The 23,142-nt window shown below is 48.5% G+C and carries 21 protein-coding genes; 2 read left to right on the top strand and 19 right to left on the bottom strand.

Annotated elements, in window-relative coordinates; translation table 11 throughout:
* Window positions 1-133: 133 nt before the first annotated feature.
* The 9 genes from AC1TPC_RS08945 to AC1TPC_RS08905 form a co-directional block, all read right to left on the bottom strand.
* Window positions 134-592 (bottom strand): MarR family winged helix-turn-helix transcriptional regulator, encoded by a 459-nt coding sequence (locus AC1TPC_RS08945; protein WP_482066507.1) that lies wholly within the window; start codon window positions 590-592, stop codon window positions 134-136.
* Between the two features lie 170 nt (window positions 593-762).
* Window positions 763-1,644, bottom strand: a complete 882-nt coding sequence (locus AC1TPC_RS08940) for an urease accessory protein UreD (protein ID WP_482066506.1) — start codon at window positions 1,642-1,644, stop codon at window positions 763-765.
* The gene (gene ureG / locus AC1TPC_RS08935) at window positions 1,644-2,372 is read right to left on the bottom strand and encodes an urease accessory protein UreG (protein WP_482066505.1); all 729 of its coding nucleotides are present in this window, start codon (window positions 2,370-2,372) and stop codon (window positions 1,644-1,646) included. The genes AC1TPC_RS08940 and ureG overlap by 1 nt, the downstream gene beginning before the upstream one ends.
* Before the next feature lie 24 nt (window positions 2,373-2,396).
* Window positions 2,397-3,089, bottom strand: coding sequence for an urease accessory protein UreF (locus AC1TPC_RS08930; protein ID WP_482066504.1), 693 nt, complete (start codon window positions 3,087-3,089; stop codon window positions 2,397-2,399).
* A gap of 41 nt (window positions 3,090-3,130) precedes the next feature.
* The gene (gene ureC, locus AC1TPC_RS08925; protein ID WP_482066503.1) at window positions 3,131-4,846 is read right to left on the bottom strand and encodes an urease subunit alpha; all 1,716 of its coding nucleotides are present in this window, start codon (window positions 4,844-4,846) and stop codon (window positions 3,131-3,133) included.
* Window positions 4,843-5,211 (bottom strand): urease subunit beta, encoded by a 369-nt coding sequence (locus AC1TPC_RS08920; protein WP_482066502.1) that lies wholly within the window; start codon window positions 5,209-5,211, stop codon window positions 4,843-4,845. The genes ureC and AC1TPC_RS08920 overlap by 4 nt, the downstream gene beginning before the upstream one ends.
* 87 nt (window positions 5,212-5,298) lie before the next feature.
* Window positions 5,299-5,604, bottom strand: coding sequence for an urease subunit gamma (locus AC1TPC_RS08915; protein WP_482066501.1), 306 nt, complete (start codon window positions 5,602-5,604; stop codon window positions 5,299-5,301).
* Window positions 5,605-6,012: 408 nt separating this feature from the next.
* Window positions 6,013-7,110 (bottom strand): sensor histidine kinase, encoded by a 1,098-nt coding sequence (locus AC1TPC_RS08910; protein ID WP_482066500.1) that lies wholly within the window; start codon window positions 7,108-7,110, stop codon window positions 6,013-6,015.
* Window positions 7,100-7,804 carry a response regulator transcription factor gene (locus AC1TPC_RS08905; RefSeq protein ID WP_482066623.1) on the bottom strand — a complete coding sequence of 235 codons (705 nt, stop codon included), beginning with the start codon at window positions 7,802-7,804 and terminating at the stop codon, window positions 7,100-7,102. The genes AC1TPC_RS08910 and AC1TPC_RS08905 overlap by 11 nt, the downstream gene beginning before the upstream one ends.
* A gap of 241 nt (window positions 7,805-8,045) precedes the next feature.
* On the opposite strand from AC1TPC_RS08905, the gene ilvD reads away from it, so the two are divergent.
* A complete protein-coding gene (ilvD, locus tag AC1TPC_RS08900; protein WP_482066499.1) occupies window positions 8,046-9,731 on the top strand; it encodes a dihydroxy-acid dehydratase in 1,686 nt (561 codons plus the stop codon).
* A gap of 78 nt (window positions 9,732-9,809) precedes the next feature.
* On the opposite strand, the gene AC1TPC_RS08895 is transcribed toward ilvD, so the two are convergent.
* Window positions 9,810-11,213, bottom strand: coding sequence for a polysaccharide deacetylase family protein (locus AC1TPC_RS08895; protein ID WP_482066498.1), 1,404 nt, complete (start codon window positions 11,211-11,213; stop codon window positions 9,810-9,812).
* 166 nt (window positions 11,214-11,379) lie between these two features.
* Here AC1TPC_RS08895 and ytvI point away from each other — a divergent pair, with 166 nt between their 5' ends.
* Window positions 11,380-12,531 carry a sporulation integral membrane protein YtvI gene (gene ytvI, locus AC1TPC_RS08890; protein ID WP_482066497.1) on the top strand — a complete coding sequence of 384 codons (1,152 nt, stop codon included), beginning with the start codon at window positions 11,380-11,382 and terminating at the stop codon, window positions 12,529-12,531.
* 608 nt (window positions 12,532-13,139) lie between these two features.
* On the opposite strand, the gene AC1TPC_RS08885 is transcribed toward ytvI, so the two are convergent.
* The 9 genes from AC1TPC_RS08885 to AC1TPC_RS08845 form a co-directional block, all read right to left on the bottom strand.
* The gene (locus AC1TPC_RS08885; RefSeq protein ID WP_482066496.1) at window positions 13,140-15,443 is read right to left on the bottom strand and encodes a peptidoglycan D,D-transpeptidase FtsI family protein; all 2,304 of its coding nucleotides are present in this window, start codon (window positions 15,441-15,443) and stop codon (window positions 13,140-13,142) included.
* 189 nt (window positions 15,444-15,632) lie between these two features.
* The gene (locus tag AC1TPC_RS08880; protein WP_482066495.1) at window positions 15,633-17,849 is read right to left on the bottom strand and encodes a methyl-accepting chemotaxis protein; all 2,217 of its coding nucleotides are present in this window, start codon (window positions 17,847-17,849) and stop codon (window positions 15,633-15,635) included.
* 197 nt (window positions 17,850-18,046) lie between these two features.
* Entirely contained in the window at window positions 18,047-19,309 is a 1,263-nt protein-coding gene (locus AC1TPC_RS08875; RefSeq protein ID WP_482066494.1) for a peptidase U32 family protein, read from the bottom strand.
* Between the two features lie 177 nt (window positions 19,310-19,486).
* Window positions 19,487-20,419, bottom strand: coding sequence for a peptidase U32 family protein (locus AC1TPC_RS08870; RefSeq protein ID WP_482066493.1), 933 nt, complete (start codon window positions 20,417-20,419; stop codon window positions 19,487-19,489).
* Window positions 20,420-20,472: 53 nt separating this feature from the next.
* Entirely contained in the window at window positions 20,473-21,588 is a 1,116-nt protein-coding gene (gene mltG / locus AC1TPC_RS08865; RefSeq protein WP_482066492.1) for an endolytic transglycosylase MltG, read from the bottom strand.
* Window positions 21,589-21,788: 200 nt separating this feature from the next.
* Window positions 21,789-22,100: a DUF1292 domain-containing protein gene (locus AC1TPC_RS08860; RefSeq protein ID WP_482066491.1), complete on the bottom strand. Its 312-nt coding sequence runs from the start codon at window positions 22,098-22,100 to the stop codon at window positions 21,789-21,791.
* Entirely contained in the window at window positions 22,100-22,396 is a 297-nt protein-coding gene (locus AC1TPC_RS08855) for a DUF1292 domain-containing protein (protein ID WP_169082700.1), read from the bottom strand. The genes AC1TPC_RS08860 and AC1TPC_RS08855 overlap by 1 nt, the downstream gene beginning before the upstream one ends.
* An 8-nt stretch (window positions 22,397-22,404) precedes the next feature.
* Window positions 22,405-22,821: a Holliday junction resolvase RuvX gene (gene ruvX / locus AC1TPC_RS08850; protein ID WP_139990931.1), complete on the bottom strand. Its 417-nt coding sequence runs from the start codon at window positions 22,819-22,821 to the stop codon at window positions 22,405-22,407.
* 26 nt (window positions 22,822-22,847) lie between these two features.
* Window positions 22,848-23,108, bottom strand: coding sequence for an IreB family regulatory phosphoprotein (locus tag AC1TPC_RS08845; RefSeq protein WP_053377682.1), 261 nt, complete (start codon window positions 23,106-23,108; stop codon window positions 22,848-22,850).
* Window positions 23,109-23,142: the final 34 nt, after the last annotated feature.

Genomic DNA, 23,142 nt, shown 5'->3' with positions numbered 1-23,142 from the left:
CTAAACGTAAATGTATTATTCCCCTCTAATCCTAGTTGTTTTATCGGAATTTGTCAACCTATTTCCATTCGACAAATTTCTAGTTTATTTTACACTAGATTTACACGGATTAAAAAACAAATTATGTAATTAGTCATGAATTCGCAACATCAGATTCCATATTTTTACTCATATGTTCAAAGATATGTAAACCCTGCTCCATATTCGCTATCGACATCCCATCAAACAGCCTATGCATGATCTTGAGCCGAACCGTTTCAATAAGCTTGACGATTTCCAGACCAGATTCTGTAATATCCAGCATGACCACGCGCCGATCCTTCTCGCCCCGCTCCCGCTTCACATAGCCCAGCTCAATCAGCCGATCGGCAATCCCGGTAACGCCTCCGCTTGTAATAAGCAGCTGCTCCGCCAAGGCCGATGCCTTTTGCGGGCCTGATTGCGATAAAATCGTAAGCATCCTGCCATGTGACATGCCTAACCCGTGTACGTTATAGGTGTTCCATTCTGCATTAATTTGTCGACGCACCTGACGAAAGGATTCGTCCAGACGTCTCATTAAATCCAGCCTTTCCGCACTTGAAGCTTCCAATCGATCACCAACCTGTCTCCTATTTCTAATATTTCAGCTCTCTATATTATAACGTTCATTTATAAGATTAACTAATACTGTCGCTAAATATTTGTTTTTGATGGCTTGCAGCAATAAAAAAAAGCCCGCCAACTGAAGTTGACAGACCTAATTTTGCTAAGTCCCCTTCCTTATCCCTGCAAAAAACGAAGCGGAGGCTTGCCCAGCAGCCCTTTGCGAGCCGTCTGCCAAAGCTCCTGCATAAGCTGCTGCAGCGGCCAAGCAGCCGTAGATGCGGCGGATACCGCTACCCCGAACCGATGCGTCATCGACGCTCCTGCAAGCACCTTGCGGCCAACTGGTGCCTCGAAGCTATCCAGCTTCTCCTGCAGCTGCTCCAGATGTGCTTTGTTCACAAGATCAGAGAACAAATAGAAGGTAGCCATGTGGGTCATCTCATCCCAGCAGCCAGGAGCCGAGATCGCTTGCCTTACCGGCTTGATCCGCTGACGCTGCGAGAAAATGAGTTTCCCTCCGTAATGAACCGTAAGCGAATTATGGTATGAACGATAATCGAAGCGCTCGCCGCGGAGAGTTCGGCCGGGACAAAGCACATCGGCTTGCATCCACACCGAGCCCTCCTTCAAGCGAACGATCGACTCATTCCGAAACGCAGCGTCCTTATACAGCATAACCGGCTCAAGCATATGCTCAACAACTGCACCCTCATCAAGGGTAAACGTCTGCATCATGGAGGAGCCTCTGCTCGGTGTGCTCGGATGCACCTTCGTATACGATTGGTTCGTAATCATGACATGGGCAGCAGTCTTAGCCGTCCATTCCATTTCATATCTGTCGCCGTCCAGCAGGCCGGGCGATACGTCCATGACGATAACGCCAAGCTGCCCTTCCAGTGGAAAAGCTTTCGCTATTTTCATTGGCGCGGTGTGGTATTTTTTCTCGATGATCGTTTGCCCCCGCGAACTTGCAAAGGAAGCGCGCAGCACGGATGTTCTAATATCCGAAGAACACTCATGCAGCCTTGTCGTTTCGGCAGCTTGCGCCCGTTCCATTAGGACGCGGAGTGACGGTGCTCAGCAGGAATGCTCGTTAACTGGATGACATGCGAATGCTCTGTACCGCGCGCATGTGCAATCTCATGGGTCAGCCAGCTTACGATCTCATCCACGCCGTCTCCGCCGAACAGATTCGAGAATACGAATGGACGGTCGCCGCGCATCTTCAGCGTATCCGCCTCCAACACTTCAAGGCTTGCGCCTACGTAAGGCGCCAGATCGATCTTATTAATGACGAGCAAATCCGAGCGCATAATGCCGGGACCGCCCTTGCGCGGAATTTTCTCCCCTTGGGCAACGTCGATGATATAGATAAAGCGATCAACAAGCTCCGGGCTGAAGGCCGCCGCCAGGTTATCGCCGCCGCTCTCGATAAAGATCAGATCCAAATGGTCAAACCGCTGCTCCAGCTCCTCAATGGCTTCAAAATTCATCGAAGCATCCTCGCGAATAGCCGTATGCGGGCAGCCGCCCGTCTCTACGCCGATAATGCGCTCTTCAGGCAGAACGCCTGTGTTGAACAGAATACGAGCATCTTCCTTCGTATAAATATCGTTCGTAATAACTGCCACGCTGAATTTCGTGTGAAGCTCGCGCGTGAGGCGTTCAACAAGCGCTGTCTTGCCGGAGCCTACCGGTCCGCCAATACCGATTCGAATCGGTCTTGAGCTATCGATCGCTTTGCTTTCCCATTCTTGATGCGTATGTCCTTGTCCTTGGCACATTTGTCATTCCTCCAATTTATATAGTTAAGACATAAATAATCGCGAATACAAACGTTCATGACGCATCATCGAGAGCTCCGCCATCGGCATATTGGAATACGCCTCCTCCGGCGCAAGCTCCCTCGCAATCTCCAACGCTTCCTCCGTCAAGGGAGTCAGCCTTGCAATTAATGATTGCCCCTCTGTCTGTCCCATTGACATTAGCCGCAGAGCGCTGTTGATACAGGTTACGATGCATGTATAAAAGTAGCCTTGTATCGCCTGTTCTTCCGATACGCCCAGTTGCCAGCAGGCATAGCCATGCGCAAGCGGATGGGAGGCGAAGCATTTGCCGGCGCGCATCGCCTCCGTCAGTGGCGAAAAGTCCAACTGCGGATGTATGGCTGAAGCAAGCTGCAGCAGCCGCCGCCCCATTTTCTCCACGCCGCTGCGGGTTTCCGATGCCACTCTTTGCAAATGAACCATCCGTTCAACTGACCATAGACGCTCCCAATCCGCTTGCGGCGCATCCCGGTAAACCGCCTTGATGATCATCGCATCGGAGCTTGCCCAGCTTTGCATAAGCATAGCGGACGCATAAGCATAAAGCTGGCCGGAGTTGTTTATCCTGCCGTCCTGCACCATCGTCTCGAGTCCAAACGAATGCGAGAAGCCTCCGATCGGCAAAGCCGAATCGAGCAGTTGCTGCATGGCCAGCCATCTAATATGTTCCTTCATTATCGTTTGCCCCTCCCATCCTCTGAGGCACTAATCATCCGCTAAAATAAGAAATAGCGCTGCGCCATCGGCAGCACCTCTGCCGGCTCGCAGGTTACATGCTCGCCATCCACAAGCACATGATACGTTTCTGCATCCACCTCTAGTTTTGGCGTTGCATCGTTATGGACCATATCCTTCTTCGTGACCGTGCGGCAGCCCTTCACCGGCTCAATCCGTTTCTGAAGCCCCAGCTCCTTGGCGATGCCGCGGTCATACGCTGCCTGAGAGACGAACGTAATCGAGCTGCTGTACACCAGCTTCCCGAAGGAAGCGAACATGGGACGGCCAAATACCGGCTGCGGCGTCGGGATCGAGGCGTTCGGGTCGCCCATTTGGGCAAACGCGATGCTGCCGCCCTTTAAGACTAGATCCGGCTTAACTCCAAAAAACATCGGATTCCAAATGACGAGATCAGCGTACTTGCCCGCTTCCAGCGAGCCGACCAAATGGGAGATGCCATGAGTGATCGCCGGATTAATCGTATATTTTGCAATGTAGCGCTTAATGCGGAAATTATCATGCTGCTCGTTGTCCGGCGTTAACGGTCCCCGTTGCTTTTTCATTTTATCAGCGGTTTGCCATGTCCGAATAATGACCTCCCCGACGCGGCCCATCGCCTGCGAATCGGAGCTGATCATGCTGAACACGCCCATATCATGCAAAATATCCTCTGCGGCAATCGTCTCCGGCCTAATCCGCGAATCGGCGAATGCAACATCCTCCGGTATGCTGCTGTCCAAATGATGGCAAACCATCAGCATATCCAGATGCTCTTCGATCGTGTTGATCGTAAAAGGACGCGTCGGGTTCGTCGAAGAAGGTAGCACGTTAAGCTCGCCTGCCGCAATGATAATGTCAGGCGCATGGCCGCCGCCCGCACCTTCTGTATGATAAGTATGAATCGTTCTCCCGCCGATCGCGGCGAGCGTATCCTCTACAAAGCCCGCTTCATTCAACGTATCGGTATGGATCGCGACCTGAATGTCGTACTGATCCGCCGCCTGCAAGCAGGCATCGATGGCCGCTGGCGTCGTGCCCCAATCCTCATGCAGCTTCAGCCCAATCGCACCCGCTTCGATTTGCTCGATGAGCGGAGCAGTGAATGAAGCATTTCCTTTGCCTGTAAAACCGATATTCATCGGAAAATGCTCAGCCGCCTCCAGCATCCGTCTCATATGCCATGCACCCGGTGTAACCGTCGTGGCATTCGTACCCGTTGCAGGACCGGTACCTCCGCCGATCATCGTGGTTACGCCGGAGGATAGCGCCGTCTCGATTTGCTGTGGGCAAATAAAATGAATATGCGCATCAATGGCCCCTGCCGTTACGATTTTGCCTTCTCCTGCGATGACCTCTGTGCTCGCGCCAACGATCATGTTCGGATGAACGCCATCCATAATGTCTGGATTGCCCGCCTTCCCGATGCCGACAATAAATCCATCTTTAATGCCGATATCCGCTTTCACAATGCCGGAATGATCGATAATAACCGCATTTGTAATAAGCGTATCCAGCACGCCCTCATCACGCATGGCACCGCTTGATTGCCCCATGCCGTCACGAATGACCTTGCCGCCGCCGAACTTGCATTCGTCACCGTAAACGGTATAGTCATGCTCGATCTGTGCCCATAGCTCCGTATCTGCTAGGCGAATTGCATCTCCGGCAGTAGGTCCGAACATAGCCGCATAGCTTCGTCGATCCATCTTCGTCATCCGCCTTCACCCTCCCAAGCCGCGAGTCGGACTCGCACTGCATCAGGCATAGCGCCTGACTCGGCTTTCCCTTGGCTTAAGCCGTTCAATCCATAGGATAGCTTCGCGCCGCCAAGCTCTACAACAGTCACAGGCTTCTCCTCGCCTGGCTCGAATCGCACCGCTGTACCAGCGGCAATGTGAAGCCGCATGCCAAACGCTGCCTCGCGATCAAACTTCAGCGCACGGTTGACTTCAAAAAAATGAAAATGAGAGCCTACTTGAACAGGTCTGTCTCCTGTATTGACTACGATTAACTGCTTCGTTAGGCGTCCTGCGTTTAACTCAATTTCACCAGCGGCTGTGCGATATTGTCCTGGTATCATCCTGCCAAACGCTCCTCTCTCCTAAGTTCTCGCTCTAACATGAATGGGACCCTCATCGATATGCTGCCCTTATTGCCGTTTGTCAACTTAACCCGAAATCGGGTAATGGATGGTGACGAGCTTCGTCCCATCTGGGAAAGTCGCTTCTACCTGTACCTCATGTATCATTTCCGGAATGCCGGGCATGACCTGCTCCGGCTTCAATATTTGCGTTCCGAATTCCATTAATTGCGCAACCGTCATCCCGTCGCGCGCGCCTTCCATAATTTCAGAGGTGATGAGCGCAACACTTTCTGGATAATTAAGCTTCACGCCGCGGTTCATCCGTCGTCTCGCCAAATCCGCAGCGATTGTAATGAGCAGCTTTTCTTTTTCACGTTCAGTCAACTGCATGTTGTCACCTCTCTACCCGTAATCATTTCATTATAGACAGCAAATAATAGTAAGTAAATCTTCTCACGTCACATATTGTGACATAAAATAAAAAAATCCAGAAAAGGCGCCCTGCGCTTCTCCTAGATTTAACATCATGCTTACACTATTAAACGGGTAGGAATAATCAACTAAATTCGATAAGCTCTAAGTATTAGCCTGCCATTCATGTTCGTCTATTATCCTGCCTGGATACCTAACTTGCTTTGGATATGACCGATCAAGCTTGTCAAACCACGAATTTTACTTTCTCCCAAATGATCTTTCGTACATCGCAAACGATCCCCTTCCGCTTTCAATTCCATACGACAAAGTATAGAAGCTGGAGCTTAAGGAGACCGTAACCAAATCATAAGAAAACCTTAAATATTATTTAATGATAGGCAAGGTTACCCGAAAAGCAGTTTGTTCGATGTCGCTCGTTACCGAGATTGTGCCGCCATGCTTTTGAATGATGCTTTTTGCTATCGCAAGACCAAGCCCCGATCCACCAGACCACTGCGTGCGCGATTTGTCCACCCGGTAGAAACGATCAAAAATATACGGCAGATCGGAGGTCGGAATCGGTTCGCCGTAATTGATAACCTCAACGACAGCATCCTTTTCCTCCGTATGAACCGTTACTAACAGACGTTTGCCTTCTTTGCCGTAGTTCATTGCATTAGCGATCAAATTTTCAAATACGCGAACAAGCTTTGCGGCGTCCCCTTTGACCATGACGAACGTCTCCTTCGCATCCAGCTTGCTCTCCATACCCGCTTCCTGAAGAGGCAAATGGAATTGTACCAGCATTTGTCCCAGCATTTCGATTAAATTGAAATTTTTCACCTTGAGCTCTGCCGAATCGTACCGCATTCTCGTATATTCAAACAAATCATTTATCAATACATTCAAACGCTTTGATTTATCATAAGCAATTTGAACATAATGGCGCAGCTCTACTTCATCTCTATAGCGATCCTGTTCTATGAGCCCCAAATAACCAAGCACGGACGTAAGGGGCGTGCGAAGGTCATGAGAGACATTCGTTATTAATTCATTTTTTGTCTGCTCGGCCTTTCGCTCCTCTTCAAGCGCATGATGAAGGCGATCAGTTAAGCTGTTTACGTTAGCTGCCATAGGACCAAAAATGCTGCGTTTGCGAACTTCTATTTTATAATCCAAGTCAAAAGTCCCATCGGCAATCCGTTTAACCGTCCTATTCAATTGGCTAAGATATTGAAACAAGCTCCACTGTAAAAGAATGAAATAGAAAAAAAACAAGAGAAAGCCTGTTCCAATAAAAACATAACTGCTGTCAAATATAGATAAAACGATACGAACGATATCGCGTACTAGACTTACATTGTCCGCAAGCCACATACTGATATTCATTAAGATGTAAATCGTAATAATCGAAAGCAATACGCTTCCGAACAAATGGAGCAGCGAGCGTCCAACTATTTTTCTAGCGAGATTATCCTTCAATTTTATAGCCTACCCCCCACACCGTAACGATCATTTTATCGCCCAGCTCCTTCTCGAGCTTATCCCTGAGCTTGCTGATATGAACCATCACCGTATTATTGGAATCAAAATATTTTTCTTTCCATACCTGCTGGAATATATCCTCCGCGCTAAACACTCTGCCCGGCTGTCCCGCCAGCAAAAACAAAATGCCAAACTCAGTGGAGGTCAAATGAAGCGATCTTCCTTCAACCTCAGCGGTATGGCTCAGCTTATCGATGCGAAGCGGTCCAAGACGCAGCTCCTTATCCGAACGGGAAGTGCCGCTGCCTTCCGCTTTACCGCTATACTGATAGGATCGGCGAAGCAAGGAGCGGACACGTGCGATAAGCTCAAGCGGATTAAAGGGCTTGATCATGTAATCGTCAGCACCAGTCATCAGTCCCATTATTTTATCCATATCCTCCGCTTTCGCACTAAGCATCAGAATAGGAACCGATTGGTCCCGCCTCAAACGCCTTGTCGCCTCCAGCCCATCCATGTTCGGCATCATAATGTCCAAAATGACCAAATCAAACGGATTTTTCTCATATGCAAGCAGAGCCTGCTCACCGTCATATGCCTTCTCCGTCGCAAAGCCCTCGTTCTTCAAATATATTTCAATGAGATCAGCAATTTCCCGCTCGTCATCTACAATTAATACTCTTCTTTCCATCATCGATGTCCTCCTCGATCTCTATACTGTTATTCTCATTGTGTCCGATGAGCCTACTATACATGAATATCCTTCGACATGTCCCGACGGTTGGCGCAAATTCACAATGTTTAAGTGTTTCTTAATGTTTTTTTAACGTTTGGCAGATAAGCCATTGCCTGCTCCCGTTATAGCCAACGCTTGTCCATTGTGATAAAATCGAGAGTATTGATATTTTAATAAGCACATAGGGGGCACTTACATGGCGGCCAAAAGAATGCGTTCTGACATGATCAAAAAAGGATTCGACCGCGCACCGCACCGGAGCTTGCTTCGCGCCGCAGGCGTTAAAGAAGAAGATTTCGACAAGCCGTTTATCGCGGTTTGCAACTCGTATATTGATATTATTCCTGGTCACGTTCATCTACAGGAGTTCGGCAAGCTCGTTAAGGAAGCAATCCGCGAAGCTGGCGGCGTTCCGTTCGAATTTAATACGATCGGCGTGGATGACGGTATTGCTATGGGTCACATCGGCATGCGATACTCCCTTGCCAGCCGTGAGATCATTGCGGATTCGATCGAAACCGTCGTAAATGCGCACTGGTTCGACGGTATGGTCTGTATTCCAAACTGCGACAAAATTACGCCAGGCATGATCATGGGCGCGCTTCGCGTCAACATCCCGACTATGCTTGTAAGCGGCGGACCTATGAAAGCGGGCAAAACCTCCGATGGCCGTTCCATCTCGCTCTCGAGCGTATTTGAAGGCGTTGGCGCTCACCAAGCGGGCAAAATCAACGACGATCAATTGATGGAGCTTGAACAATTTGGCTGTCCTACTTGCGGCTCATGTTCGGGTATGTTTACAGCTAACTCCATGAACTGCTTGGCGGAAGGTCTTGGACTTGCATTGCCTGGTAACGGCACGATCCTAGCTGTAGCCCCAGAGCGTAAAGAGTTCGTTAAAGACGCAGCTCGCCAATTGATGAAAATCATTGAGCTTGGCATCAAGCCGCGCGATATCGTTACAAAAGATACGATCGACAACGCATTCGCGCTTGATATGGCGATGGGCGGATCGACGAATACCGTGCTTCACACATTGGCTATTGCGCATGAAGCCGGCATCGAGTATCCGATCGAGCGCATCAACGAAGTGGCTGAGCGCGTACCGCATCTTGCTAAGATCGCTCCGGCATCGGATTACCACATTGAAGATGTTCACAATGCAGGCGGCGTAAGCGCTGTTCTTAACGAGCTCTTCAAGAAGGAAGGCGCTTTGCATGGCGACTGCTTGACGGTTACGGGCAAGACGCTTCGCGAGAACGTAATCGGCTGCGAAATTCAAGATACAGATGTTATTCGGACGATCGACAACCCTCATACAGAGCGTGGCGGCCTTGCGGTATTGTTCGGCAACCTTGCTCCTAACGGCGCAATCATCAAGACAGGTGCAGTCGACAAATCGGTTGGCGGCTATCACAAAGGCCCGGCAATTTGCTTTGATTCACAGGATGATGCGCTTCACGGCATCGCGAATGGCAAAATCAAAGAAGGCCATGTCGTAGTCATCCGTTACGAAGGACCGCGCGGCGGCCCTGGCATGCCGGAAATGCTAGCTCCTACCTCGCAAATCGTAGGTATGGGTTTAGGCGCGAAGGTTGCACTTGTAACTGACGGACGCTTCTCTGGCGCATCTCGCGGCATAAGCATCGGCCACGCTTCACCAGAAGCAGCTGAAGGCGGACCTATCGCATTCGTACAAGACGGCGACATCATCGAGATCGATATGAACAACCGTACGATGGATCTTCTAATCAGCGACGAAGAGTTCGCGAAACGCCGTTCCGAATGGAAAGGCTTCGAGCTTAAGATCAAACGCGGCTACCTAGCGCGCTACGCTCACCTCGTTACTTCCGCCAGCACTGGCGGCGTAATGAAAATGTAATTACGGCTATTAACCTCCATATAGCAGAACAGCCATTCAAGGATAATCCCTTGAATGGCTGTTTTTTTCATCACTAATTTAGATAGCTGTTGTTTTCGTACCTAGCTGCGCAGCTTCGTCGGCTGCCGCGCTTATTCTTCTCTCTACAGCATCGCTTAGTCGCTCTGCTTCCTCTTGCATCTTGTTCAACTGTACCGTCGTATAACGCCTGATCGTATTGACCGGCATCAGCAGCATGCGAGGTGAAATCGTTTCTCTTCTTTTCTTGCCCTTTGCTGATTTCTCCGTATTCGTAAGCACTCTAATCAGAATGCGCAAATAAATGCGTGTTGATTTGGCGAACCAGCCCTCTGGAAGCTGGAATATTTCAAAACCGAGCCGATCAGCCCCGCGATGGATCATCGTCACGCCATAGACTGCTTTAATGTCGTTCGCCTCGTGATCTTCCGCCAGCTGATTGGCAAGCAGCGGAAGCGCCTGCTCCACTTCGCGAAGCATCCGGATACCTGTAGCTACCGGCGATTTGGAGGTCGCTGCGATTGAAGAAAGCTTTTTGTTGTCAAAATGCAATTCGGCAATGCGGTCGCCCTTCTCCACGCGTCCGCCTTCTGCCAGCTCAATGTTTTCACCATGGTAAGTTGTCACGCGATAATGAAAAGCGGCATCCTTAACATCGCCCACCGTTTTGAGACGGAAAATAACGTGAAACGCCCTCTCCCACAGCAGCCAAAGCGATATCAGCGCTTTTTTCCAAATGGAGGAGCTTACCGTTCTCGCTTCGTCAGTCAGCTTCATCATTTCCTCTATTCCTACAAATCGATAGCCGCGCCTTGTGCCTTCCTCTAAATAGGCTTCAAGGGCGATAAGCATATTTTGGGGAGCATCTTTATCTGCTCCAAGCGTCATGCCGCAATCATGCAGGAGCATAACTTCACCGGGTCTTAGCTTCTTCAGCATCCGCTTCTTCAGCTTATCCGAACCAAGCCGAATCCGCCAATCGCCGAACATAGCCGACCATAAAATAATTTGCAAATAACCTAAATTCGCATAATCAAATACGTTTACGATTCCCCAAGGCGGCCGATAATAAGCCGAACGCACACCCGTTGCATTTTCAATGAGGTCAATGGTACGCTCGATTTGACGTTTGACCGTTCGAGGCCGCATCAGCCAATTCGATTTATGAACGTAATTATGAATGCCTAGGTTATGGCCCTCTTCCTTCATCCGGCGCAGCAATTCTTCCTGTCCTTCAGCATGCGAACCAACAATAAAGAAGGTCGCCTTCGCATCATAGCGGGCGAGAAGATCGAGCAGCTTCGGCGTATAAACCGGATCTGGCCCATCATCAAACGTAAGGGAAATTTCCTTTTCTACACAGCCCTTCTTAAAAACGCGAAAGCCAAATGTACGGCTAATAAGTCCTGGAAGAAACGCATAGAAGGTTGCGACGTATAATCCCCATAACAGCAAATTTTCCATTTTGTTTTCCCCACCGTTACATGATTTAGTCGACGAATGGATAGCGGTACAAAACAACAACAGTAGCTTTAATTGTAGCATATCGCAATAAAAAATAGGCAGCTTTTTAAAAACTATAGTACAATCTTTATGGAAATATGAATATGGAAAAAGAAGGAGTATTATTATGCTGCCCTTTTACAAAAAGTATTGGCGAACCGCTTTCGACATCGCACTCATTGCTTTAACCGTCTATTTAATAATGTATTCCTTCAGTTACTTGTACCGCATCGCAACTCCAATATTTTTTTCTTTTCTTATCTTTTTATGTATCGAGCCGCTGGCAAGGCGGTTAAACAAGCTTGGCATGAAAAAATCAATCGCATCCGGCATTTCCATTTTGCTGTTTACGCTCGTTATACTGGGTGCCTTCTCAGGTGCCGCTTATCTGATCACGAAGCAAGGTCAGGAACTGTATTCGAACATCCCGAAATATCAAGAAATTCTCGTTACTCAAATTGCCAATATTACCGAAGAAGCACAGAAGCGACTAGGCACGATACCCGATGATCTTGATTTGGTGCAGCGCTCCAAAGATTTAATCGAGGGGGCTTCATCCACTTTTGCGAAATTTGGACAAAACGTATTTAAAAACCTAATCGTCTACGTCTCGTCTATCTCCACCTTTGTCTTTAATTTTATAGTCGGTATTATACTAGCTTATTTCTTAAGCATCGAAATTACGACATGGAAGCAAACCGCGGAGGACAAAACGCCAAATACGTTTAAAACAGCCTTCTTCTTCCTTCGCAACAATGTATTCAAAGGCATTGCGCTCTACATTAAAGCGCAGGCAAAAATGATCAGCATCACCTTTATCGTCATCCTGATCGCGCTTATTTTGCTAAGAGTAGAAAATGCTTTCGTCATAGCCGTCGTATCTGCCATCTTCGACATCCTGCCGCTGCTCGGCGTTGGCACGATCTTCATACCATGGATTATTTATTTGATCATCGTCGGCAAAATCACATTAGCGATCTGGTTATCCGCCCTGTTTCTTTTCGTCGTGCTTACCCGTCAAATTCTTGAACCAAAGATTACGGGCGATTCCTTAGGTGTATCTGCTTTCACGATGCTTGCCTTCATGATCATTTCGCTATCGCTGTTCGGCGTTGCCGGCGTCATTTTATCTCCGATTCTGATGATCCTACTCAAGGCGCTGTACGACCAAGGCTATTTCCACCGCTGGATTCATGCTCCGCTTGGCGAATTCGACAGCCCCTCTACCGGGTCGTATGTTGATACCTTGAAGCGTGATGAGGAGAAGGGGAAAGAATGAAGATGGTGATGGAGAGAGATAACGTTAAGATAAGGACTTTAAGATAAGGTTATTTTGAGATAAGTGATACTTTTGAGATAAGTGATGCTTTGAAATAAGTGATATTTTGAGATAAGTGATGCATCGAGATGAACGATTATTTAACTAAAGAGCCAAGCTGTTTCAGCGCGAAATGACCGCTGATGAGCTAGGCTTTTTTGTTGCAGATTGCTTGCTACGAACCATTGATGCGACTCGGTGGTTTGTGTGGGTTTGTGCGGCACTTCCGGTCTTCAATGGATTAGACTGATTTGATTCGGTTGACTGTTTAAAGTGCTGTTTCAGCACTGGAACAGTTCGTTGAGCTTCACTTCTCTGTCTACGTTGCAGTTTCTGCAATGGAATGGACTGATTCGACTCGGTTGACTTTCTACACTGCAGTTAGTACATCAGAATCGACTTATTCATCTCTTCTGAGGAGATTTTGATTGATTTCTATTGCATAACTGCAATCTAATCAACAAATAGCAAAGTCATGTCAGGTTTCAGTTGTATTAACTGCAATGTAGCCGAGTAACTTATATATTGAGGTTCGTCTTTGAGCAAGGAAGCTGGAACGGTACTCCGAACTAGCTTCCTTCTTGGCTGGAAATCCGGGCGGCGATATCCATGACGCCGCGGAAAAGCTTTGTCGCCTGATGCGAGCTGCCAGGCGGCTTGTTTTCGACGAGCACGGCTATTGCGTAGCGAGGCTTTTTGACCGGGCCGTAGCCTGCAAACCACTGGTGGTTGCGGGCGTTTCCGGCCCGAGTCGTTTCGGCGGTGCCGGATTTCCCGGCTACCGCCCACAGCCCTTGGCGGATCGAGCGACCGGTTCCGTGGTCGACGACCGCCTCCATGCCGCGCCGCAGCGCATATGCAGTGGCCGGCTTGATCCGGCCACGTATGGCTTGCGCACGCTGCGCGGGCAGCTTTACCATCCGCTGGCCGTTGGCATAGCGGATTTCACTTACGAGGCGCGGCTCCATCACGCGCCCATCGTTCAGCAGCGTTACAATCAGATTTGCCGCCTGAAGCGGCGACATCCTTACATCACGCTGCCCAATTCCGCTCTGCGCGAGCACGCCGCCATCGACAGCCGCAAGCATCGCGGCCTGTTCCCGCGCCTTCTGCGCAGCTTCCATCTTCCCGCTTCGCTTCTCACTCTTCTCGCTCTTCTCGCTCTTCTCACTCTTCTCACTCTTCTCACTCTTCTCACTCCCCAAGCGGTGCCCGCTTTTCTCGGTCTCCGTACTGTATCCGCTTACCTCACTCCTCAAGCGGTGCCCGCTTTTCTCGGTCTCCGTACTGTATCCGCTTACCTCACTCCTCAAGCGGTACCCGCTTTTCTCGGTCTCCGTACTGTATCCGCTCACCTCACTCCCCAAGCGGTTCCCGCTTTTCTCGGTCTTCGTGCTGTACCCGCTCACCTCACTCCCCAAGCGGTCCCCGCTCTTCCCGCTCTTCTCACTCCCCAAGCGGTTCCCGCTCTTCTCGCTCTCCATGCTGTACCCGCTCACATCACTCCCGCTCTTCCTGTACTGCTCCCCAACCAGTCCTTCCCTTTCACCCTCAACATTCACGGTGCTCCCCGCAGCTGCAAACAGCTGTCCGCGCTCTTCTTCCTCCAGCAGGCGCAGGGGACCTGAGAAGGGTCCAAACGCTTTGTCACGATGCCAGCCCGCCTGCCTGCCAACACCCAGCGCATCTGCGACTTGTTGCAGCTCGGACGCCTTAAGCCGTTCTGCAATTGTAGCAAACGCAATATTGCATGATTGTGCCAGCCCCTCTTGAAGGGTCAGGCGTCCATGGCCGCCCTCCTTCCAGCAGGACAAGCCGTATTTACCGTATTCCCCGTTGCAAGTAAACGTTTCATGCTGCGTCGCCACACCTGCCTCCAAGGCAGCTGCCTCTGTAACGAGCTTGAATACGGAGCCGGGTGCTACAGCCTTAAGCGCATGATTAGTCCACTCAGAGCCATCCGAGCTTTGGAACTGTCCAGGCTTTAGCTGAGGACGTGATACCATGGCGACTATATCCGCATTGCTCGCATCTAGCACCACGATCGCCCCCTCCTTCATACCCTGTTCATCCACATAGTCCTCTATCTCATTTTGCAGCTTCAAATCGATCGTCGTTATCGCCTTCAGCGGATAGTATTGGTTGCCCGGCTGCGTAATGCGCATATCAAGCCCGTGCATAGGCGCGTTTTGCCCGTCTATAAAATAAGAGACAGACGTCGCTCCCACGCCGTGGAGCAGCTTGTCTAACGATTTCTCGAGCCCAGAGCCGCCAACCTGCTCCGCCAGCTTTCTTTTCCCGCTCGCAAGCTCCTTTGCATGCTCCGCTTGCAGCCACTCCGGATGCTGGCTCGTAAAGCCAATTACATGCTTAGCATCAAACTGCGGCAAATATCGATTCCGATAGGGAAGCACGCGTATGCCATTTAGGCTAAGCTCTTTAATCCGCTTTGTTTGGGCAGCAGATAGACGCATTGGCTGCCCTTCTTCTTCCCAAAACACAGGCTCTCGCACAGCATCCCACTTTTGCTGCAATAGCTGTTCGCTCACGCCTAATAAACGGCTGAGCTCGCTTAAGTCCTTCGGCTGTCCTCGCAAATCTTTCCTCACGGGGAATAAAGCGACAGCGGAATATGTTTCTCCTGTTATTGGCGCTCCTTGGCGGTCATAGAAATCACCTCGTCCAGTATCAAGCACCAAATTGCGTTGACGCTGCAGAACCGAAAGCCTCTGCCACCCGCCACGGCTAGCCTGCGGCGTAAGAACAGCCGCCGAAGAGCTTCCCGGCATGAGCTGCAGCCAAGCAAGACGACCCATATAAATAAGCATGAAAACGCTGATCAAGCATGCAGCCAGCCATATGCGTTTAAACATCACCATTCACCATAATGACGGATCTCCTTTTGTTTGCAGCGTAAGCCCATAGGCTGCTGCATGCGATATAAACTTATTATTTCCTTCATGCACCTCCCTCCAAACGTCAAGCACAAATTCTGTATGAAAAAAGAGTCGTTCAGCAGTAAATGCCTGAACGACTCTTCTTCCGTTTAAGGTAATCTCTTGCTATTCGATCTTAAACTGAGCAAGGGAATCCTTGAGCTCACGCGATACCGTATCCAGCTTCTCGGATAGACGTACCATGCCATCGCTGATACTTAGCTGCTCTGTGCTGAGAGATGCCACTTCCTCGGAGGTTGCGGACGACTCCTCTGCTACCGCGCTTACGTTTGTCATGGCTTCCGACAAAACCGCTTGCGTCTCGTCCAGCTGGCCGATTGAATCTGTAACGAGCTCCAGCTTCTGAGCGAGCTGCCCCATTTGACCAGATACTGTTAAGAAAATTTGATTAGCTTCTTTTACTGAACCAATCTGCTCTTGGAACAATGGATATGCATCTGACAAGACATGTACAGTCTCATCGATCTCGCCTCTGATTTTCTCGGTAATTTGTCCGACAACATCGATTGACTGACGGGATTGATCGGCAAGCTTGCGAATCTCATCGGCCACGACCATGAAGCCTTTGCCTGCAGCACCTGCACGAGCGGCTTCAATTGTAGCGTTGAGCGACAAAATATTCGTTTGCTTCGTTAAGTTGTTGAGCACGTCCAAAATTTTGACAATGGAGCCCGTGCTTTCCTTCAATGCATCAACCTTCTCAACCATGGATCGCGTCATTTCTTCTGTCATGCCAGTTTTCTGGATGAGAACGCCCATATAAGCCGTTCCTTGCTCACTCGCCTTCCCGACCTCTTGCGCGGAGCGGACCATCTGCTCATTGGCATCAATTACTTTTTTCATCTGCACGTCGATGTTTCCAGTCAAATCCGTGCCCCTCTCGGCTTCAACTGCAAGGCTTGTAGCTCCGCCTGCAATCTCCTCCGTAGCGACCGCAATTTCCTTGGCGGAAAGGGCGGTTTTTCTAGAAGCGTCGCTTAGCTCCGTTGCTGTCAATAACACTTCCTCTGCAGAACGCGTCGTTTGAACGGCTAATGCTGTAATTTGCGTCATCATCAGGTTAAAGCTTTTGCCAAGCTCACCGATCTCATCCTGACGATTGTTTATATCCGAACGAACGGTCAGGTTGCCGCTAGCACCCTCAGTCATCAAGTTGCGAAGCTTCACAAGCGGCTTAGCCACCGTCAAAATAACGAGAATTCCGATCGCAATAGCAATCAGCGCAGCGACGAACACTGTAATCCAAGTCAAATTCTGAATCGCTTTAGCATCTTTTACAAGCTCTTTGACCGGTACTGTACCGACAATCTTCCAATCCATCGATTCAAAGGTTTTGTAAGCAGCAAGCACATCCACTCCATTAGTATTCGTCATTTTCACGGAGTCTTCATGCGCCTTGTCACCTTCTTTCGGAAGCGTGATGTTAACCGCCTTGCCGATCATGCCTGGATCTGCATTCGTAATATAATTGTTGTTCGCGTCTAGAATCTCAATTTGGCTGTCCTTGCCCAGGATGACATCGCTGTAACGATCCGAAATGGATTCTACCGGTATTTCCATCAGCAATACGTAAGAGGCTTCACTAGTCGTCGTATCCTTAATGAGACGGCTTATCCCGATGGTAGGAACGCCGGTAGCGTTTGCCAGTCCTTCTGGCTGAGGCGGAATCCAATGCGCTTTACCCGCTTTTTTTACCGTTTCCATGAACCAAGCTGTCTTCATCAATCTATCTGCGTTGCTGTTGTTGGCCGCACCAGCGGTTATGACATCCAGCTTCGGATTGACTGGCAAAAGCATCATCGAAACAATTGTGCTGTTGCCCATTAAATAACTTTGCATTTTGTCGCCTAAATTACGCGAAGCTTCAAATTTTGCATATCCTTCCGTACTATCAGTCATTTTCCGAACAAACTCATGAAAGCTCTTATCGATTAAGATCTGCAGCGATAAATCCTCATATGTCGTATAAATAACGTCCAAATTATTCGATACTTGCTTGATCGTTTCAAAGCTTGCGTCCGATACCTTATTCTCAATGATCGATTTCGACTTGGAATAAGCCATTAGACCTACAGTCAAGACGCAAGCAATAATGCTGCAAAAAATAATTAAAAATAGCGTCGTGCCGACTGATTTAAGCGGATTTGACAATTTTGTTCCCTTCAAAGAACTTGATGCCAACTTCGCTGCTTGAGAGATCGCCTTTATTCCTGATTGCGCTTTCAATGCTTTATCTGTTTTTGTCTGATTTGAGCTAGTTTGGTCTGCTTTGATCTTTTTCTTCATGAACTTCTTCTCTTTTTGTTCTTCTTCATTTTTCATTTGAAAAGACACCACCTTAAGAATTGAGAGTATGGAAATGGAATAAATAGTTCATTTGTTGGTAGCTAATCTTGCCGGAATATGTATTTACAATATATTATTTATATCGACAGCATCCTGCCGTTTTATAATAATAAAATAAAAAAAAAAGAATCTTATTTTAATGGTAAAATAAGACTCTCCGTTTTTCATGTTTCTTACTTTTTAACAATTTTCTTCCGCATCATATCCATCGTCTTAACCGGCTTAAGCGTACGTATTCGAATATGCTGCAAAGGATGCCTCGCCGCTTCAAGTGCTGAACCATCGGCATCGGTAATTTCGGTTATCGTTTGCTTGAAGAAAGTACCGCCTGGACCAACGAACTCGATTTCTTGGCCTAGCTTAAAATGATTGCGCTGCTGAACAGTAGCAATTCCCGTTTTCGCATCGTAATCTAGCACAACACCAGCAAAATCGTAAGGGGCCGCTTTTTCCTCCGGCTCATAGATATGATCCTCTGCTCCTGGTGTATCAAGGAAAAATCCTGTATTAAGCGGTCGATTCGCAGCCTTATTGATCTCTTCTACCCATTCCCGCTTCAACTCAAAATGCTCCGGATCGGCAAAATAAGCATCTATCGCTTGTCGGTACACGTTAACGACCGTCGCAACATAATGAATGCTTTTCATTCTGCCTTCGATCTTGAAGCTGTCGACGCCAACCTCAATGAGCTCCGGCAAATATTCGATCATGCATAGATCCTTTGAGCCCATCGTAAACTTATCTTCATCCTCGGAGTACATCGGCATATCATCAACAAACAGATCATATTTCCAGCGGCAAGACTGGCAGCAGCCCCCACGGTTAGAGTCTCGATCCGTAAAATGGTTCGAAAGCACGCACCGTCCTGAGAACGATGAGCACATCGCCCCATGGATGAAAGCTTCGATTTCAATATCAACATGCTTCTTGATTTCAGCGATATCTTTAAAGCTTGTTTCACGGGCAAGCACGACGCGCGGCAAGCCTTCATCCTTCCAAAATTGCACGGCCTGCCAATTGAGGGTCGATTGCTGCGTGCTCAAATGGACCTCAAGCTTAGGCGCTACGTGCTGCGCCGTTTCAATGATAGCAGGATCAGCAGCAATGATAGCCGATATACCGGCTTCTTCCAGCGCTCGCAAATAATCCTCTAGTCCTTCAACATCCTCATTATGCGCATAAATATTGGTTGCGACAAATACCTTTGCGCCATAACGATTCGCGAATTCTACGCCTTCCTTCATTTCCTCGAAGCTAAAGTTATCCGCATTGGAACGCAAGCCGTACTTTTGCCCGCCGATGTATACCGCGTCAGCTCCATAATGGATGGCGAATTTCAGCTTCTCCAAATTGCCCGCTGGAGCGAGCAGCTCCGGCTTGTCCAGCCGATTCCGCTTTCCTTGGTAGCGCGGCGTCGTCTTCTCGATTGTCGTCATTTATGTGCACCTCCTAAAGTTTTGCGAAGCAAAACTCTCTTCGTAAGCATTCACTTAGTTTTGCGAAGCAAAACTCTCTTTGTAAGCATTCACTTAGTTTTGCGAAGCAAAACTCTCTTCGTAAGCATTCACTAGTTTTGCGAAGCAAAACTCTCTTCGTAAGCTCTTTAATATCTATTAGTACACTTGCTCTTTGTAAAAGAAGCCATAGCTCAGCTCGCGATTCGGGTCTTGAGCCTGTTTAATCGCATCCAACCACTCTTCTTGAAACACATAACCTGCCGGGTCAGCCATATAAGCATCAATCGCCTGCCGATATGCTCGCACGACAATTTCATTGTATTCGATTGACTTCATTAAGCCTTCTATTTTCAAGCTGCTCACTCCAGCCTCAAGCAGCTCATGCAGATTCTCAACCATGCAAATATCATCAGAGCTCATAATGTGAGTCCCGTTAGCATCTTCATAGATCGGATACCGTTCATCCTGCCGTTCTGCTTCCATTACGTACAGACCGCGATCCTTATCCTTCACAGGCAGCCGATCCGCTTCCGACTGATGATCCATATAGCTGCCTACCAGCGAGCGCTTGGAATGATAGATGTTCGTCATGCCATGCACCTGAACCTGTACTTCGAGGTCCGTGCTTGAAGCCGTCTCGATAACCTGCTCCATATTCAGCTCCCGTGCCAGCACATACCTTGCAGCGCCTCTGCGACCCCAATAATTAGCGGTAACATAGTTGGTTGAAGTCATCTCCGCATTCCAGTGCAAAGCTATTCCCGGCGCATGGACTCGTGCCGCCATCAGAACAGCGGGATCGCCGAACACAATGGCATCAACCCCTGCTTCGGCAATCGAAGACACATACGAATTTAAATTGTCCGCCACATCATTATCGATCAGATTATTAAGAGCCGCATAAATCCGAACGCCATGAGGCTTCGCTATCTTTACCGCTTGAGCAATCATTTCCGTATCGAACTCACCTGCCAAACGCATACCGTAACGTGCTTCGCCGACGACAAAAGCATCCGCACCTGCTGCAATGAGCCTCTCAAGCTCCTCTAACGATGCGGCGGTAGCTAACAATTCCGGCTTGTACGTCATTGCTGTAATCCTCCTCAAGAACTGTAATTAGCTGTCCAGCTTATATAGTTGTCCTACCCAGCCGTTTGATTGCTCTTCTCGATATTTCTCAAATGCTCCTTGTATGTTTTTGCGAACATATGAGATTGGGTTCCGTCTTTTTTCGTCACATAAAAGAAATATTCCGTTTCCTCCGGGTACAGCGCCGCTTGAATCGAATCAAGGCTTGGGCTCGCGATAGGCCCCGGCGGCAGCCCTTCCACTTTATACGTATTATAAGGACTCTCTACAAGCAAATCCTTCTCATAAAGTCTTTCCTTCGGCTTATCAAGTGAATATTGTACTGTCGCATCGATTTGGAGCTTCATGCCATCTGCGATGCGGTTATAGATAACGCCTGCCACGAGTGCTCTTTCCTCATCAACAACTACCTCGCGTTCCACTAACGAGGCAATAGTCAAAAGCTCATGGAATGACATTTTTTTCTCTTCAAGCACATCCATCCAGCCTTCTGGAAGCTCGCCCAGCTTCCTGTCAAGCTCCGATACCATCCGCTTGATAATGTCCTCTTCCTTGCTTTCCTTCTTCATTTCATACGTCTCAGGGAAAAGATACCCTTCTAAACGCTTGTGGAGCTTATCTGATTCTGGGATAGAGCGAACTGCTTCCGCATCTCCCCACGTTTTTTGCGAGGCAATAAGCCCCATAAACTTTTCCTTATCAATCAGCTTCTCCGCCGCAAGCTTGTCAGCAATTTGCAGCACGGTAAAGCCTTCAGGTATCGTGAAGCGAATCGTTTCCGCAGCTACCGTCTCACCGGCATTCAGCTTCGCGATGATCGCATCGTTGTCCATTCCCGGGTTAAGCTCATATACACCCGCTTGAAAGCGAGCTCCCTGGTCATTCAGCTTCAAGTAATATTTAAAAATAAATGAGTTCTTGATGATCCCTTGCTGTTCAAGCAATTCTGCAACCTCATTCGCTGACGTTCCTTTCGGAATTTCCAGCTTCTGCACATCGCCATCCTTCGTTGGCTGCAAGCTGTTCCATACGTAGAAAGCAGCGCTGCCCGCACCAATAATAATAATGCCAAGCAAGCTTAAAATAACCCATAACGTTATGCGGCTGCGCTTCGGACCGGATGATGATTGCTGGTCACGATGCTCAAGCTGCTGTGATGACTTGTCCAACCTTGAACCCCCTCTTTATATTCCTAAATTTTCCTAATTAGTGATGCGCAGGCAAAAACGCTGAGACCATACGCTGGCGGCTCAGCTTCCTAACCAAAAAACGATTGCTCAATGCCGTTCTTTTACAATAGTCCCTGAACATGGAACAAAAGAGCGGTTATAAGCCGCTCTCTTGCTTCAAGCATATATGCTTCTGATCCTTAAGGACGCTCGTCAGTGGCAAACAACAAATCGTCATACGCCTCTGAAGCTGCTTCCCACTCTTCATCATCCTCGATGTTCTCCAGCTGCGGCTCACCGTCAACTTGGATAACGCGGAAAAGCTCTACATCTTCCTCGCCACGCATCGGATCCGATTGCAGGGCTGCATAAATACGATCTCCCAGCTGAAATTCAGCTTTGATATCGTAGACTTCTACGCTGCCGTCATCTGCTTCCAATTCTATTTCATTGCCAAAAGCAGTTCTCAAGCTATTGAGCTTCTTTGGCCCTTCCTGCTGTGTGCCAGACATTAGTTCTCTTCCTCCATCTCGCCAAGGAGAGTATTGAACGTTTCCTCGACCATGTTCCATTCTTCTTCGTCTTCGATGGTGTAAAGCTTCAGGTCATCGCCTTCTTCTTCATAACGGAAAGCGTATACTTCATCTTCCTCGTCATTTTCACCTGCAAGAGGCACAACCATCATATATTTCTGATCGGAACCATCAACTTCAAACTTCATGATGACTTCGAATTCCTCTTCATTGCCTTCTTCATCCGGGATATAAATAATTTCCGGCTCTTCGAATTCCAGATCTTCTTTTGTCATGTTTACCCTCACCTTTTCGCTTTAGAATCGAGATAATTTTGCAAAATAAGCGTTGCCGCCATTTTGTCTATTACAAGCTTTCGCTTCTTCCGGCTGACGTCCGCTTCTATTAGCGTTCGTTCGGCAGCTACCGTTGTCAGCCTTTCATCCCAAAGGTGAACAGGTATGTTTAGTTTCTGCTTAATCTGTTCTGCGAATTCCATACAAATTTCGCCACGTGGACCGATGGTACCGTTCATATTTTTTGGCAGGCCGACAACGATCTCACTAACCTCATGCTCCTTAACCAGGTCGGCAATGCGGTCAAATTCGCTTCCATCGCGTCTGCGTTCTATGACACCGGTCCCCTGAGCGGTCCAACGAAAGGCGTCGCTGACTGCAACTCCAATGTTGCGGTCACCGTAATCCAATCCCATCAATCTCATGTCTTGTCCGGCTCCTGCCTAATTTGTTATTGTTTCTTGTGGTTTAGATAAAACCGGACAAGCTCTTCAATTAATTCGTCTCGTTCTTTCTTGCGAATTAAACTTCTGGCGTTGTTATGCCGCGGAATATACGCGGGATCTCCGGACAGCAAGTACCCAACGATCTGGTTAATCGGATTATACTCTTTCTCTAGAAGCGCTTCATGCACCGATAGCAGAATGTCTTGAGAAGATTCAACCCCCTCCGCCTTCACGTTAAATTTCATTGTATTGTCCATGGAACTCATCGCCAGCACCTCGCTTTCCAAACCGCTTTCTAAT

This window comes from Paenibacillus sp. Y280 (assembly GCF_056786335.1).
Note: the sequence above shows the minus strand (reverse complement) of the source record. Positions and strands in the feature narration are given on the sequence as shown.